The following is a 13,349-nucleotide window of genomic DNA, read 5'->3' as shown; positions in this document are numbered from 1 at the left end:
GCGACGTTGCCGGGGGTTTCGCGAGGTGGGTCAGCTGCCCAGTTCGGCGAGGACCTCGGACCAGATGGTCAGGGCGTCGGCGATCTGGGCCTCGGAAACGATGAGCGGCGGGATCATCCGCACCACGTTCATATGGGCGCCGCAGGTCAGTAGCAACAGGCCCTTGGTGGCGGCCAGTTGCTGTGCGGCGGTGGCGGTTTCCCGGTCCGGGGTGCCGTCGGGGGTGATGAACTCCGAGCCCACCAGCAGGCCGAGACCCCGGACGTCGCCGACGGCTTTCGTTTCGGCCGCGCGCACACCGGCCAGCAGCTGGTCGCCGCGGACCGCCGCGTTCTCGACCAACCCCTCCGATTCGATCACGTCCAGGGTGGCCAGGGCGGCCGCACAGGCCACGGCGTTACCGCCGTAGGTGCCGCCCTGCGATCCGGGCCAGGCCTTGCCCATGAGTTCTGCCGAAGCGGCGATCCCGGAGATGGGGAAGCCGCTGGCCAGCCCCTTCGCCATGGTGATCACATCGGGGCGGACGTCGAAATGCTGGTGGCCGAAGAACTTTCCGGTGCGGCCGAAGCCGGTCTGGATCTCGTCGAAGATCAACAGGATGCCGTAGCGGTCGGCGCGTTCGCGCAGGCCCTGGAAGAACTCGCGGTTGCCGGGGATGTAGCCGCCCTCGCCGAGTACGGGCTCCACGATGAACGCGGCTGTCTCCGCGGGGGAGGTGAGGGTGGCGAAGATGTAGTCGAGTTCGCGCAGCGCGAAGGCGGTGGCCTCGGCCTCGGTCCAGCCGTACCGGAAGGCGGTGGGGAAGGGCGCCACGTGTACGCCCGACATCAGCGGGCCGAAACCGGCGGAGAAGCGGGTGCCGGAGGTGGTCATGGTGGCGGCGGCGACGGTGCGGCCGTGGAAACCACCGTGGAAGACGATCACATTGGGCCGGCCGGTGGCCTGGCGGGCCAGCCGCAGCGCCGCTTCGACGGCTTCGCTGCCGGAGTTGGCGTAGAACACCGAGTCGAGGCCCGCGGGCAGCACGATGCCCAGGCGTTCGGTCAGTTCCAGCATCGGCCGGTGCATCACGGTGGTGTACTGCCCGTGGATCAGTTTGCCGACCTGCTCCTGCGCCGCCGCGACGACCCGGGGATGGCAGTGGCCGGTGCTGGTGACGCCGATACCGGCGGTGAAGTCGAGAAACCGGCGGCCGTCGACATCGTAGAGGTAGCAGCCGGCGCCGTGATCGACGGTGACCGGTGTGGCCTGCTTCAGGATCGGGGAAAGTTCGGCCATGGTGTTCCGCCTCCCGGGACAGTCGGTGCGGCGCGCCGGACCGACGGGTGTGCGAAGCCGAGTGGAAGGCCACTCGGAAATTGTCGGATTGTTGACAATATGAATAGCACGGCGGCACCGCCCGCGGCAATGGTTCACGCCGTGCGGGTCGTCGGTGTATACGTTCGGCCGGCCTCTCGTCGCCCGCGTGTCGCGCGGCGGTGCGTTAGGTGCGCACCCCGGCCGTCCGCTCCGGTCGCGGGCCCGGGATCATTCCCGCAGCCAGATGGCCTCGGCGGCGATACTGCCCAGATCGGTCAGGGACTCCTCGCGCCCGATCCGCACCGCGATGGTGCCCGCGAAATCTCGCCGCTCCACCACGACGATCACGGTGTCCAGGGCGATACCCACCGAATCGAAATACCGCAGCATCTCCGGATCGGAATCGGAGATACGGGCCACCCGGCCCGACTCGCCGGCCTCGAAATCGCTCAACCGGCGCGCGGGCGGCGTGGGCACCGCCCCGTCCACCGACGGGATCGGGTCACCGTGTGGATCCCGGTCGGGGAACCCGAGTTTCGCGTCGATCCGGGCCATCAGCAGATCCGAGACCGCGTGTTCGAGGATCTCCGCCTCGTCATGTACCTCGTCCCAGCCGTAACCCAGCTCGCTCACCAGGAAGGTTTCGATCAAGCGGTGCCGGCGCACCATATCGATGGCGGCGCGGCGGCCGTCCTCGGTCAGGGTGATGGAGCCGTACCGGGCGTGCTCGACCAGGCCCTGGTCCGATAATTTGCGCACGGCCTCCGAGACCGTGGAGGCGGAGACGCCGATCCGCTCGGCGAGCAGTTTGGTACTCACCCGCTCCTGCGACCACTCCTGGGCGGTCCAGATGACTTTCAGATAGTCCTGGGCCACCGACGACAGTCCCGGAGCGACCGATTCCCCGGCGTCGGCGAGGTCCCGTCGGGTGGCGATATCTCGTTTTCCGGGCACAATCACGAGCTTAAGCATTTCCGGGGCGATACACCTAGATGGCGCTGGTGGGCGTAGCCCATCCGCAGTCCGCGCACGGCCGGAGCGGATGCGGAGGTAGGCCGAGGTTCTGGTCCGGGGGGTGGTTGGGTGCGGTTGCCGGCATGCGGACGCGCACGGCCGGAGCGGATGCGGAGGTACGCATATTGCGCCGTCTCCGGGAAACCCGGTGTTCGCCCGGGCGTTGCGCAGTCGAACACCGGTCGCACCCGAATACGGTACGGCCGCATGTTTGCGTAGGCTTGGCGTCTGTGCAGAGGTGGCGAAGTCTCGACGACGTACCCGCGGACTGGGGGCGGTGCGTTCTCACGATCGGCGTGTTCGACGGTGTTCATCGCGGACACGCGCAGTTGATCAGCCGGGCGGTGAAGTCCGCTGCCGCCCGTGATGTCCCGGCGGTGCTGATGACTTTCGATCCACACCCCATGGAGGTGATCCGGCCCGGTTCCCATCCGGCGCAGCTCACCACGCTCACCCGGCGCGCCGAACTCGCCGAGGAACTGGGCGTCGACGTCTTCTGTGTTATGCCCTTCACCCACGACTTCATGAAGCTCACCCCGGGCGAGTACGTGCACGACCTGCTCGTGGAGCGGTTGCACGTCAGCGAAGTGGTGGTCGGCGACAATTTCACCTTCGGCAAGAAGGCCGCGGGCACCGTGGACACCATGCGCGAACTCGGCGGCCGGTTCGGGTTCGAGGTCGACGGCGTGACCTTGCTGGGCGAGCATGCCGTCACCTTCTCGTCCACCTACATCCGCGCCTGTGTCGACGCCGGCGATATGGCCGCCGCCGCCGAGGCGCTGGGCCGCCCGCACCGGGTCGAGGGTGTGGTGGTGCGCGGCGACGGCCGAGGCCGCACACTGGGCTTTCCCACGGCCAATGTCGCGCCTCCCATGCATGCCGCCATTCCGGCCGACGGGGTCTACGCGGGATGGTTCACCGTGCTGGGCCCCGGGCCGACCATCGGCACCGTGACTCCCGGCGAGCCCGTGATGGCCGCGATCTCGGTCGGTACCAACCCCACCTTCTCCGGCCGGGCCCGGACGGTCGAGGCCTATGTCCTGGACCGCGAGGCCGATCTCTACGGGCAGCATGTGGCCGTGGATTTCGTGGACCATCTGCGCGGGATGCGGAAATTCGATTCGGTCGACGAACTGGTCGCGGTCATGGGCCGGGATGTGGACGCGACCCGCAAGATCCTCGGTTCCGAGAGCTGAACCCGGCCCGGCGCGGGCGGGCGGTGACCGCTCGGGTAGAGTCGCCCGTCGGGTCTGCTGCGGTCCGCGGCGGCGCCCACCCCGGATATCCGGCCGGATCATCACGATATGCGCTGTCGGCGAATATCGGGTGCTGCGGTCACCGGGTCCTTGTGCGCGGAACTGAGAAACAGGAGTGGATGCCCCATGGCGCTGACCACCGAGCAGAAGAAGACCATTCTCGCGGAGTACGGTCTGCACGAGACGGACACCGGTTCGCCGGAGGCCCAGATCGCGCTGCTGACCAAGCGTATCTCCGATATCACCGAGCACCTGAAGGTGCACAAGCACGATCACCACACCCGCCACGGGCTGATGGCGCTGATCGGTCGCCGCAAGCGGCTGTCGAAGTACCTGCAGAACAACGACATCAACCGCTACCGCAGCCTGATCGAACGCCTCGGTCTGCGGCGCTGATCGATCTTGAACACGCCCGGTTCGATGAGCCGGGCGGTACGTATGCCGACGGGGCGCATACAATCGCCTCGTCGGCATTTTCGTGTACCGGGGGTCTCCCGGGCACGGAACGACAGAACCAGCCGTGCACACCCGCGCTCGTGGCGTCGGTCTTCGGTAGTGGCTTTTCGGCCCGGATGTGATACGCCGGAGAGCTTCGATCGATGACCGCCTCCGCGTCGCCGGCTCCAAGGGGAGCCCGGCCGGGTGTACGCGCCGCAGCACGAATACGGCCACCGCTGACCCCGACGGTCACCGCGGTTCCGCCGACGCGCCGCGTTCGAACCTGGTACGGCTGACACAGCCGGATCGCGCCACCGGGCGCTGTATCCGGCGAGACGAGAGGTTGAGAACAGAGAAATGCCAGAAACGATTGAACGCTCGAAGAGCTCGGCCATCGAGGTCGAACCGGGTGTTTTCGAATCCGTCGCGCTGATCGACAACGGCGGTTTCGGCACCCGCACGGTTCGTTTCGAGACGGGCCGGCTCGCGAAACAAGCCGCCGGATCGGTCGTCGCCTACCTGGACGACGAGACCATGCTGCTGTCGGCGACCACCGCCGGTAAGCACCCCAAGGACCAGTTCGACTTCTTCCCGCTGACCGTCGATGTCGAGGAGCGGATGTACGCGGCGGGCCGGATCCCCGGTTCGTTCTTCCGCCGCGAGGGCCGTCCCTCCACCGACGCGATCCTCACCTGCCGGCTGATCGACCGGCCGTTGCGCCCGTCGTTCGTCGACGGCCTGCGCAACGAGATCCAGGTCGTGGTGACCGTACTGAGCCTCGATCCCAAGGATCTCTACGACGTGGTCGCCATCAACGCGGCGTCGGCGTCCACCCAGATCTCGGGCCTGCCGTTCTCGGGCCCGGTCGGCGGCGTTCGGGTCGCCCTGATCAACGATCCGGCGGTGGGTACCGCCGCGGGTGGCCAGTGGGTCGCCTTCCCGACCGTCGAGCAGCTGGAGAAGGCTGTTTTCGATATGGTCGTGGCCGGCCGGGTCACCGACACCGGTGATGTGGCGATCATGATGGTCGAGGCCGAAGCCACCGACAATGTGATCGCGCTGATCGACGGCGGCGCGCAGGCGCCGACCGAGGCCGTGGTCGCCGAGGGGCTCGAGGCCGCCAAGCCGTTCATCGCGCGGTTGTGCCGGGCGCAGCAGGACCTGGCCGAGCTCGCGGCCAAGCCCACCGAGGAATTCCCGCTGTTCCCGCCGTATGCCGACGACGCGTACGCCGCCGTCGAGGACGCCGCGAAGGCGCCGCTGTCGGAGGCGCTGAGCATTGCCGGTAAGCAGGAGCGCGACGAGAAGATCGACGAGATCAAACTCGAGGTGCTGTCCCGCCTCGGCGAATCGTTCGAGGGCCGGGAGAAGGAGCTGGGGGCCGCGTTCCGCTCGGTCACCAAGAAGCTGGTCCGTCAGCGCATCCTCACCGACGGTTTCCGGATCGACGGCCGCGGTCTGGCCGATATCCGGGCGCTGTCGGCCGAGGTCGCCGTGGTGCCGCGGGCCCACGGTTCGGCGCTGTTCGAGCGCGGCGAAACCCAGATCATGGGTGTGACCACCCTCGATATGGTCAAGATGGCGCAGCAGGTCGATTCGCTCGGCCCGGAAACCTCCAAGCGCTACATGCACCACTACAACTTCCCGCCGTACTCGACCGGTGAAACCGGTCGGGTCGGTTCGCCCAAGCGCCGCGAGATCGGCCACGGCGCACTGGCCGAGCGGGCGCTGATCCCGGTGCTGCCGAGCCAGGAGGAGTTCCCGTACGCGATCCGGCAGGTGTCGGAGGCGCTGGGCTCCAACGGTTCGACCTCGATGGGTTCGGTCTGCGCCTCGACCCTGTCGCTGCTCAACGCCGGTGTGCCGCTGAAGGCGCCGGTCGCGGGTATCGCCATGGGCCTGGTGTCGGACACCGTCACCAACGAGGCCGGCGCGCAGGAGGTCCGCTATGTGGCGCTGACCGATATCCTCGGCGCCGAGGACGCCTTCGGCGATATGGACTTCAAGGTCGCCGGTACCCGGGGCTTCGTCACCGCCCTGCAGCTCGACACCAAGCTGGACGGTATCCCCTCCCAGGTGCTGGCCGGTGCGTTGAGCCAGGCGCACGACGCCCGCACCACCATCCTGGACGTGATGGCCGAGGCCATCGCCACCCCGGACGAGATGAGCCCCTACGCCCCGCGGGTCACCGCCATCAAGATCCCGGTCGACAAGATCGGCGAGGTGATCGGGCCCAAGGGCAAGATGATCAACCAGATCACCGAGGACACCGGCGCCAATATCTCCATCGAGGACGACGGCACCGTGTTCGTCGGCGCCACCGACGGCCCGTCGGCGCAGGCGGCGATCGACGCGATCAACGCGATCGCCAACCCGCAGCTGCCGAAGGTCGGTGAGCGGTTCCTCGGCACCGTGGTCAAGACCACCGCCTTCGGTGCGTTCGTCTCGCTGCTGCCGGGTCGGGACGGCCTGGTGCACATCTCCAAGCTGGGCAACGGCAAGCGCGTGGCCAAGGTCGAGGACGTGGTGAACGTCGGCGACAAACTGCGCGTGGAGATCGCCGATATCGACAACCGCGGCAAGATCTCGCTGATCCCCGTCGACGAGACCGCCGACGAAGCGCCCGCCGATGCGGACGCGGCGGCGACCGAGTAGTACTGGTCGTGTGACGGAGCAGAAAACGACGGCCCCCCTGCGCCCGAGTGGGCAGGGGGGTTCGTCATCGGCGTGGCGGATCGGCGAAACGGTCGATATCGACTACGGAGTACGGCGTACCGTCCTGCCGGGTGGTCTGCGCGTGGTGACCGAGCACGTACCCGGCGTGCGTTCGGCGTCTGTCGGCGTATGGGTGGGGGTCGGCTCGCGCGACGAGGGCCCGACCGTCGCCGGTGCCGCGCATTTCCTGGAACACCTGCTGTTCAAGGCCACGCCGAGCCGTTCGGCGCTGGATATCGCCGAGGCCATGGATGCCGTCGGTGGCGAACTCAACGCGTTCACCGCCAAGGAGCAGACCTGCTACTACGCCCACGTGGTGGACGAGGATCTGCCGCTGGCGGTGGATCTGGTCACCGATGTGGTGCTCAACGGACTGTGCCGGGCGGCCGATGTCGATGTGGAACGGCAGGTCGTGCTGGAGGAGATCGCGATGCGCGACGACGATCCGGAGGATCTCGTCGGTGACGCCTTCCTCACCGCGCTGTTCGGTGATCACCCGATCGGCCGCCCGATCATCGGTTCGGTGGAATCCATCGAGGGGATGCGCGCGAGCCAGCTGCGTTCCTTTCATCAGCGCCGCTACACCCCCGACCGGATGGTCGTCGCGGTCGCGGGCAATATCGAGCACGAGCACACCGTGGAACTGGTACATCGCGCGGTCGCCGGCCGGCTCGACCCCGGCGCGCTGCCCGCGCCGCGGCGCGAGGGCCGGTTCCGTACCCGGGACGAGCCGAGGCTGACCTGGTCCAACCGGGACAGCGAACAGGCGCATCTGGTGTTCGGGGTGCGGGCCTACGGCCGCCACGAAGGACAGCTGCGGTGGCCGCTGTCGGTGCTCAACACAGTGGTCGGCGGCGGCCTGAGTTCCCGGCTGTTCCAGCGGATCCGGGAGGAACGAGGGCTCGCCTACTCGGTGTACTCCAGTGTGGATACCTTCGCCGATACCGGCGCGTTCTCGGTGTACCTGGGCTGCCAGCCGGAGAATCTCGGTGAGGTGGCGACGCTGGCCCGCGGGGTACTCGAGGAGATCGCGGCGGACGGGATCACCGATGCCGAATGCGCCCGGGCCAAGGGTTCGCTGCGCGGCGGGCTGGTGCTGGGTCTGGAGGATTCGGCGTCCCGGATGAACCGGATCGGCCGCAGTGAGCTCAGCTACGGCAACCATCGCAGTGTGTCCGAGACGCTGGCCCGGATCGACGCGGTGACCACCGAGGAGGTCGGCGAGGTCGCGGCGGCGTTGCTGTCCCGGCCGTTCGCCGCGTCGGTGGCGGGGCCGTATCAGCGGGTCCGCGATCTCCCGGCGCCGGTGCGCCGACTCGCCGCGAGCTGAACGACTCGGCTCGAATACCGGGTCTCGCCCGGTTCGGTGCTGCAGGCGGCAGGTATCGCTGTGTCGCCGAGCCGGCCGCCTCGCCCGCTCGGCGGTCAGTCGTCTCGGCGGGGGGCCGCGCGATTGGCGGCGCCGACGACGGAGTCCAGCAGGCCGGGCAGGGCCCGGTCGAGATCGCCGGTGCGCAGTCGCTGATGGGTCTGGCCGTCGATCATCAGGCGTTCGATGACACCGGCTTCGCGCAGCACCTTGAAGTGGTGGGTGGCGGTCGATTTGTTGATCACTTCGTAGAGTGCGGCGCAGCGTACGGCGTCGTCCGCGTTGTGCAGGCGGCGGACCATTTCCAGGCGCACCGGGTCCTGGAGTGCGGCCAGGACCACGGGGAGCGGGGCCACCGGGGTCGGGGTATCCGTGGTCGGTGTGGTCTGCGTCATGATCTACTCGCTCGGGTTTGATGATCATCGAACCTAGGTTTAGGCTCGATGCAGTTCGATCAACGTCAAACTTACCTGTTTCGGGGTTCTCATGGCAGCGACAGCGGCGGTACTCACCGACGAAAGAACGATCCAACCCTGGGCCTACGGTCTCGTCCTCGGTGCGACGGGCGTCGCTCTCGGGGTCTCCGGTGTACCGGCCCCGCTCTACGGTCTCTACGAACAGCAGTGGCATCTCTCCCCGCTGACCACCACCGTCGTCTTCGCGGTCTACGCGATCGCGGCCCTCGGCGCAGTCCTCGTGTCGGGCCGGATCTCCGATGTGGTCGGGCGCAAACCCGTCCTGCTCGGGGCGTTCGCGGTGATGATCGCCGGCCTGGTGGTGTTCGTACTCGCCGATACCGTGCCCATGCTGCTACTCGCCCGCGCCCTGCACGGAATGGCCGTCGGCGCCACCGTGGTCGCCGGGGCGGCGGCGCTGCTCGACCTACGACCGCATCGCGGCGCGCGCTCGGGTCAGCTCACCGGCGTCGCGTTCAATGTGGGTATGGCGGTGGCCATCATGGGCTCGGCGCTGCTGGCCCAGTACGCACCCCATCCGCTGCGCACACCGTATGTGGTGATCAGCATTGTCTGCCTGCTCGTCACCGCCGGCGTACTGGCATTACGCGAACCGCACGCGGCGCGGGCCGCCGGCCGGATCCGCATCGCCCGTCCCGCCGTACCCCGCGAGATCCGCGCAGACTTCTGGTTCGCCGCGATGGGGGTCATGGCCGCGTGGTCGGTGCTCGGCGTACTGCTGTCGCTGTATCCGTCGCTGGCCGCGCAGCAGACCGGTATCCACAATCTCGTCTTCGGCGGGGTCGTGGTGGCGGCGACCGCGACGGCGGCCGCGCTCGTCCAATTGTTCGCCACCGCCATCCCGGCCCGGCGCGCGGCCGTCGGCGGCGATATCGGAATGGCCGTCGCCCTGGTCCTGACCGTGCCCGCGCTGGGTACGCACAACTGGGTCGCGGTACTGGCGGCCGGTGTCCTGCTCGGTGCCACCTTCGGCCTCGGCTTCGGTGGGTCGCTGCGCCACCTCTCCCATGTGGTGCCCGAACACCGGCGGGGCGAGACCATGTCGGCCTACTACCTGCTCGCCTACACCTCCATGGCGCTGCCGACCGTCCTCGCGGGCTGGGCCGCCACGACCTGGGGCCTGCATACGGTGTTCCCCTGGTTCGTGGGCGTCGTCGCGGTGGCCTGCCTGGGTGCCGCGACGCTGGGATTGCGCCGCGGCACCCGGTAGGGCTACGCCGGCCATCCCCCGTAGGGCACGGTGATCAACTCCATATAGTGACCGCTGGGGTCCAAGAAGTAGACGCCGCGCCCGCCGTCGTTGTGGTTGATCTCGCCCGCGGCTTTCTGCTGCGGGTCGGCCCAGTGTTCGAGACCGTACCGCTGGATCTTGGCGTAGGCGGCGTCGAACTCCTGCTCCGAGACCAGGAACGCGTAGTGCTGGCCCTGGATCTCGGTGATATGCGGAGGAACGTTCGCGAAATCGAACGTGACCCCGTTGCCGGTGACGAGTGGAATGAAGTGGCCCCATGGGGCGCCCGGTTCCACGCCCAGGATATCGCCCCAGAATTCGGCCGATTCGCGGTTGTCACGGCATCCGACAATGGTGTGGTTGAACTGAACGGACAAAGGAATATCTCCTCGAGTCGTGATGGTCCCGACCCCGGGCTCGGTACAAGGCGGCCAACGGGAGCACCATCACGCCACAGGAGAATAGTCCGAACCGGATCATGATCGAAACCCCGGCGCGGCCTACCGTGGTGACCATGAGAATTCGTGGGGCAGTCCTGGAACGGATCGGCGCACCGGTGCCGTACGCCGAGTCGGCGCCGATCACCATCAGCGAGCTCGAGCTCGCCGACCCCGGGCCCGGCGAGATCCTGGTGCGTATCGAAGCCGCCGGCCTCTGCCACTCCGACCTCTCGGTGGTCGACGGCAACCGGGTGCGACCGGTACCGATGCTGCTCGGACACGAAGCATCGGGCAAGGTCGTCCAAGCGGGTCCCGGCGTAGACCTGCCCGTCGGGCGGCGGGTCGCGATGACCTTCCTGCCGCGCTGCGGCGAATGCGCCGGTTGCGCTTCCGGTGGCCGGACCCCGTGTATTCCCGGTAGCGCGGCCAACAACGCGGGCGAACTGCTCGGTGGCGGCCGCCGACTGCACCGCGACGGCGCCGAAGTCCAGCACCATCTCGGAGTCTCCGGGTTCGCGACCCACGCGGTGGTGGACCGGCGTTCCGTGGTGCCGGTGGACGACGACGTGCCGCCGGAAGTCGCCGCCGTGCTCGGATGCGCGGTCCTGACAGGCGGCGGTGCCCTGCTGAACTCGGCGAAACCGGCCGCGACCGACCGGGTCATGGTGGTGGGCCTCGGCGGTGTGGGTATGGCGGCCGTCCTGGTGGCGGTCTCCCTGGGGGTCCGGGAGGTGATCGCCGTCGACACGGTCCCGGACAAACTGGCGCTGGCCCGCGAACTCGGGGCCGGGAGCGCGCACACGCCCGCCGAAGTCGCCGACCGGGGTGTCCAGGCGGAAGTCGTGGTCGAAGCGGTCGGCTCCGCCCGGGCCTTCGAGAGCGCGGTCGCGGCCACCGCGCCCGGCGGTGTCACCGTGACGGTGGGCCTGCCCGCCCCCGACGCCCGCGCGACCATCTCACCCCTGGGTCTGGTGGCCCAGGGTCGCTCGATCGTCGGCAGCTACCTCGGCTCGGCGGTCCCCTCGCGTGATATTCCCGAGTATGTCCGGATGTGGCGCGAGGGCCGCCTCCCGGTGGAAAAACTCATCTCCGCCCGGATCGGGCTGGCGGATATCAACGGTGCCATGGACGAACTCGCTGCCGGCCATGCCCTCCGCCAGGTGATCATGTTCTGATCTGTGTTCCGGGTCGAGGCCCGTCCCGCCGTTCAGGCCTCGAAGTGCATGCGCGAAGCGCGAGTCTCGAGGCCTGAACGGCGGGACCTTCGGGGGCCTCGACCCCGCGCGCCGGAGGCGCGCAAATAAACACAGTAGGCTCGGATCGCAGGTCGACGACGAACAGGGAGTGGCGAGGTGACGGAACCGATTCGGGTTGGTGTTCTGGGAGCGCAGGGCAAGGTCGGGCAGGCCATCTGTGCCGCCGTCGAGGCGGCCGCCGATCTCCAGCTCGTCGCCGCGGTCGACAAGAACGATCCGCTGAGCCGGTTCGTCGAATCCGGCACCCAGGTCGTCGTCGACTTCACCCACCCCGATGTGGTGATGGGCAACCTGCATTTCCTCGTGGAGAACGGAATCCACGCGGTCGTCGGGACGACCGGGTTCGACGAGGCGCGGCTCGATCAGGTGCGGGGCTGGTTGGCCGGCCGGCCGGAGGTCGGGGTGCTGATCGCCCCGAATTTCGCGATCGGGGCGGTGCTGTCCATGCGTTTCGCCGAACAGGCCGCCCGGTTCTTCGAATCGGTCGAGGTGATCGAGCTGCATCATCCGAACAAGGCCGACGCGCCGTCGGGTACCGCCTACCGCACCGCCGGCCTCATCGCCGCGGCCCGGGAGAAGGCCGGCGCCGGGCCGATCCCGGATGCCACCACCACCGAACTCGAGGGTGCGCGCGGGGCGGAGGTCGGCGGGGTACGGGTGCATTCGGTGCGGCTGGCGGGTCTGGTGGCGCATCAGGAGGTGCTGTTCGGGACCCAGGGTGAGACGCTCACCATCCGCCACGATTCGATCGACCGCTCGTCGTTCGCGCCCGGTGTACTGCTCGGGGTGCGTCAGATCGGGCTGCGGCCGGGGCTCACCGTCGGCCTCGATCCGTTCCTCGACCTGTGAGCGATTCCGCCGGTGCGTCCGGCCGCGACCGGGAGTCCTGGAAGATCGTCGCGATGGTGGCGGCGCTGGTGCTGGCGCTGGTCTTCTACTTCCTGTGGCTGGGCCGGATCGCGGTGGCGCTGCTGACCTCGGGTGAGGTCGCGGCAGTCGCGCTGGGTGTCGGGGTGCTGATCCTGCCGCTGCTGGGGGTGTGGATGGTCGTGTCCACGCTGCGGTCGGCGCTGGATCATCAGCGGCTGGCCCGCCGGATCCACGATGAGGGCCTGGAATTGGATACCGCGGAGCTGCCGCGTCGCCCGTCCGGCCGGATCGAACGCGCGGCCGCCGACGAACTGTTCCTGTCGGTGAAGAAGGAGTGGGAGGCCGACCCCGACAACTGGCGGGTGTCCTACCGGCTGGCGCGTGCCTACGACTGCGCCGGCGATCGGTCCCGGGCCCGCGACACCATGCGCCGCGCGGTGGAACTGGAGAAACACGAGCGCCGCACCGGAGCCTGAACCGCCGCCGGGAGCCGTTAGGCTCGGCGAGGTGCCGAGGTTGCTGATCGTCCACCACACGCCGTCCCCGCATATGCAGGCGATGTTCGAAGCGGTCCTGGCGGGGGCGACCGACCCGGAGATCGAAGGGGTGGATGTGGTCCGCCGTGCGGCATTGGCGCTCACTCCCGACGAAATGCTGGCCGCCGACGGCTATCTGCTGGGCACCCCGGCCAACCTGGGCTACATGTCCGGTGCGTTGAAGCACGCGTTCGACACCTGCTACTACCCGTGCCTGGACAGCACCCGTGGCCGGCCGTACGGGCTGTACATCCACGGGAACGAGGGCGCCGAAGGTGCCGAGCGGGGTGTGGAATCGATAACCACCGGACTCGGCTGGGTCAAGGCGGCGAATCCGGTGGTGGTGATGGGCAAGCCGGCGAAGGACGATCTCGAGCGCTGCTGGGAGCTGGGCGCCACGGTGGCCGCCCGGCTGATGGGCTGACCTCATGGCTCACCCTCCCCGGGAA

General features: G+C 68.6%; 13 protein-coding genes. 9 read left to right on the top strand and 4 right to left on the bottom strand.

From position 1 onward, the window contains the following. Positions 1-30: 30 nt before the first annotated feature. Together IG75_RS0114045 and IG75_RS0114040 are read right to left on the bottom strand one after the other, a co-directional pair. Positions 31-1,278 (bottom strand): aspartate aminotransferase family protein, encoded by a 1,248-nt coding sequence (locus IG75_RS0114045; RefSeq protein WP_030521703.1) that lies wholly within the window; start codon positions 1,276-1,278, stop codon positions 31-33. Between the two features lie 249 nt (positions 1,279-1,527). Then, positions 1,528-2,271 carry a metal-dependent transcriptional regulator gene (locus tag IG75_RS0114040; RefSeq protein WP_030521702.1) on the bottom strand — a complete coding sequence of 248 codons (744 nt, stop codon included), beginning with the start codon at positions 2,269-2,271 and terminating at the stop codon, positions 1,528-1,530. A 272-nt stretch (positions 2,272-2,543) separates the two neighbouring features. Here IG75_RS0114040 and IG75_RS0114035 point away from each other — a divergent pair, with 272 nt between their 5' ends. The 4 genes from IG75_RS0114035 to IG75_RS0114020 all read left to right on the top strand — a co-directional run bounded on the left by IG75_RS0114035 (position 2,544) and on the right by IG75_RS0114020 (position 8,052). After that, the gene (locus IG75_RS0114035) at positions 2,544-3,509 is read left to right on the top strand and encodes a bifunctional riboflavin kinase/FAD synthetase (protein ID WP_030521701.1); all 966 of its coding nucleotides are present in this window, start codon (positions 2,544-2,546) and stop codon (positions 3,507-3,509) included. A gap of 186 nt (positions 3,510-3,695) precedes the next feature. Continuing rightward, positions 3,696-3,965 (top strand): 30S ribosomal protein S15, encoded by a 270-nt coding sequence (gene rpsO, locus IG75_RS0114030; RefSeq protein ID WP_030521700.1) that lies wholly within the window; start codon positions 3,696-3,698, stop codon positions 3,963-3,965. A gap of 399 nt (positions 3,966-4,364) precedes the next feature. Continuing rightward, complete coding sequence (locus tag IG75_RS0114025) at positions 4,365-6,662, top strand: polyribonucleotide nucleotidyltransferase (RefSeq protein WP_030521699.1); 2,298 nt, start codon at positions 4,365-4,367, stop codon at positions 6,660-6,662. Continuing rightward, positions 6,637-8,052 (top strand): M16 family metallopeptidase, encoded by a 1,416-nt coding sequence (locus IG75_RS0114020; RefSeq protein ID WP_081876860.1) that lies wholly within the window; start codon positions 6,637-6,639, stop codon positions 8,050-8,052. The genes IG75_RS0114025 and IG75_RS0114020 overlap by 26 nt, the downstream gene beginning before the upstream one ends. Before the next feature lie 95 nt (positions 8,053-8,147). On the opposite strand, the gene IG75_RS0114015 is transcribed toward IG75_RS0114020, so the two are convergent. After that, positions 8,148-8,486, bottom strand: a complete 339-nt coding sequence (locus tag IG75_RS0114015; protein WP_051714565.1) for an ArsR/SmtB family transcription factor — start codon at positions 8,484-8,486, stop codon at positions 8,148-8,150. A gap of 91 nt (positions 8,487-8,577) precedes the next feature. Between IG75_RS0114015 and IG75_RS0114010 the strand changes: the two genes are divergently transcribed. Beyond that, entirely contained in the window at positions 8,578-9,777 is a 1,200-nt protein-coding gene (locus IG75_RS0114010) for an MFS transporter (protein ID WP_030521696.1), read from the top strand. Between the two features lie 2 nt (positions 9,778-9,779). Here IG75_RS0114010 and IG75_RS0114005 read toward each other — a convergent pair whose 3' ends face one another. Continuing rightward, positions 9,780-10,175, bottom strand: a complete 396-nt coding sequence (locus IG75_RS0114005) for a VOC family protein (RefSeq protein WP_030521695.1) — start codon at positions 10,173-10,175, stop codon at positions 9,780-9,782. A 137-nt stretch (positions 10,176-10,312) separates the two neighbouring features. Here IG75_RS0114005 and IG75_RS0114000 point away from each other — a divergent pair, with 137 nt between their 5' ends. The 4 genes from IG75_RS0114000 (at position 10,313) to IG75_RS0113985 (ending at position 13,324) form a co-directional block, all read left to right on the top strand. Beyond that, positions 10,313-11,413, top strand: coding sequence for an alcohol dehydrogenase catalytic domain-containing protein (locus IG75_RS0114000; RefSeq protein WP_030525792.1), 1,101 nt, complete (start codon positions 10,313-10,315; stop codon positions 11,411-11,413). A gap of 177 nt (positions 11,414-11,590) precedes the next feature. Continuing rightward, complete coding sequence (dapB, locus tag IG75_RS0113995; protein ID WP_030521693.1) at positions 11,591-12,343, top strand: 4-hydroxy-tetrahydrodipicolinate reductase; 753 nt, start codon at positions 11,591-11,593, stop codon at positions 12,341-12,343. Between the two features lie 53 nt (positions 12,344-12,396). Continuing rightward, positions 12,397-12,840, top strand: coding sequence for a hypothetical protein (locus IG75_RS0113990; RefSeq protein WP_030521692.1), 444 nt, complete (start codon positions 12,397-12,399; stop codon positions 12,838-12,840). A 31-nt stretch (positions 12,841-12,871) separates the two neighbouring features. Next, the gene (locus IG75_RS0113985; RefSeq protein WP_030521691.1) at positions 12,872-13,324 is read left to right on the top strand and encodes a flavodoxin family protein; all 453 of its coding nucleotides are present in this window, start codon (positions 12,872-12,874) and stop codon (positions 13,322-13,324) included. The last annotated feature ends 25 nt before the right edge of the window (positions 13,325-13,349 follow it).

The sequence above is a fragment of the Nocardia rhamnosiphila NBRC 108938 genome, assembly GCF_000720425.1.
GTDB lineage: Bacteria > Actinomycetota > Actinomycetes > Mycobacteriales > Mycobacteriaceae > Nocardia > Nocardia rhamnosiphila.
Note: the sequence above shows the minus strand (reverse complement) of the source record. Positions and strands in the feature narration are given on the sequence as shown.

Excerpts from the sequence above, each read along its gene's own strand:
- IG75_RS0114045 (WP_030521703.1), bottom strand. The coding sequence starts at position 1,278 with ATGGCCGAACTTTCCCCGATCCTGAAGCAGGCCACACCGGTCACCGTC.
- IG75_RS0114040 (WP_030521702.1), bottom strand. The coding sequence starts at position 2,271 with ATGCTTAAGCTCGTGATTGTGCCCGGAAAACGAGATATCGCCACCCGA.
- rpsO (WP_030521700.1), top strand. The coding sequence starts at position 3,696 with ATGGCGCTGACCACCGAGCAGAAGAAGACCATTCTCGCGGAGTACGGT.
- IG75_RS0114025 (WP_030521699.1), top strand. The coding sequence starts at position 4,365 with ATGCCAGAAACGATTGAACGCTCGAAGAGCTCGGCCATCGAGGTCGAA.
- IG75_RS0114020 (WP_081876860.1), top strand. The coding sequence starts at position 6,637 with ATGCGGACGCGGCGGCGACCGAGTAGTACTGGTCGTGTGACGGAGCAG.
- IG75_RS0114015 (WP_051714565.1), bottom strand. The coding sequence starts at position 8,486 with ATGACGCAGACCACACCGACCACGGATACCCCGACCCCGGTGGCCCCG.
- IG75_RS0114010 (WP_030521696.1), top strand. The coding sequence starts at position 8,578 with ATGGCAGCGACAGCGGCGGTACTCACCGACGAAAGAACGATCCAACCC.
- IG75_RS0114000 (WP_030525792.1), top strand. The coding sequence starts at position 10,313 with ATGAGAATTCGTGGGGCAGTCCTGGAACGGATCGGCGCACCGGTGCCG.
- IG75_RS0113990 (WP_030521692.1), top strand. The coding sequence starts at position 12,397 with ATGGTGGCGGCGCTGGTGCTGGCGCTGGTCTTCTACTTCCTGTGGCTG.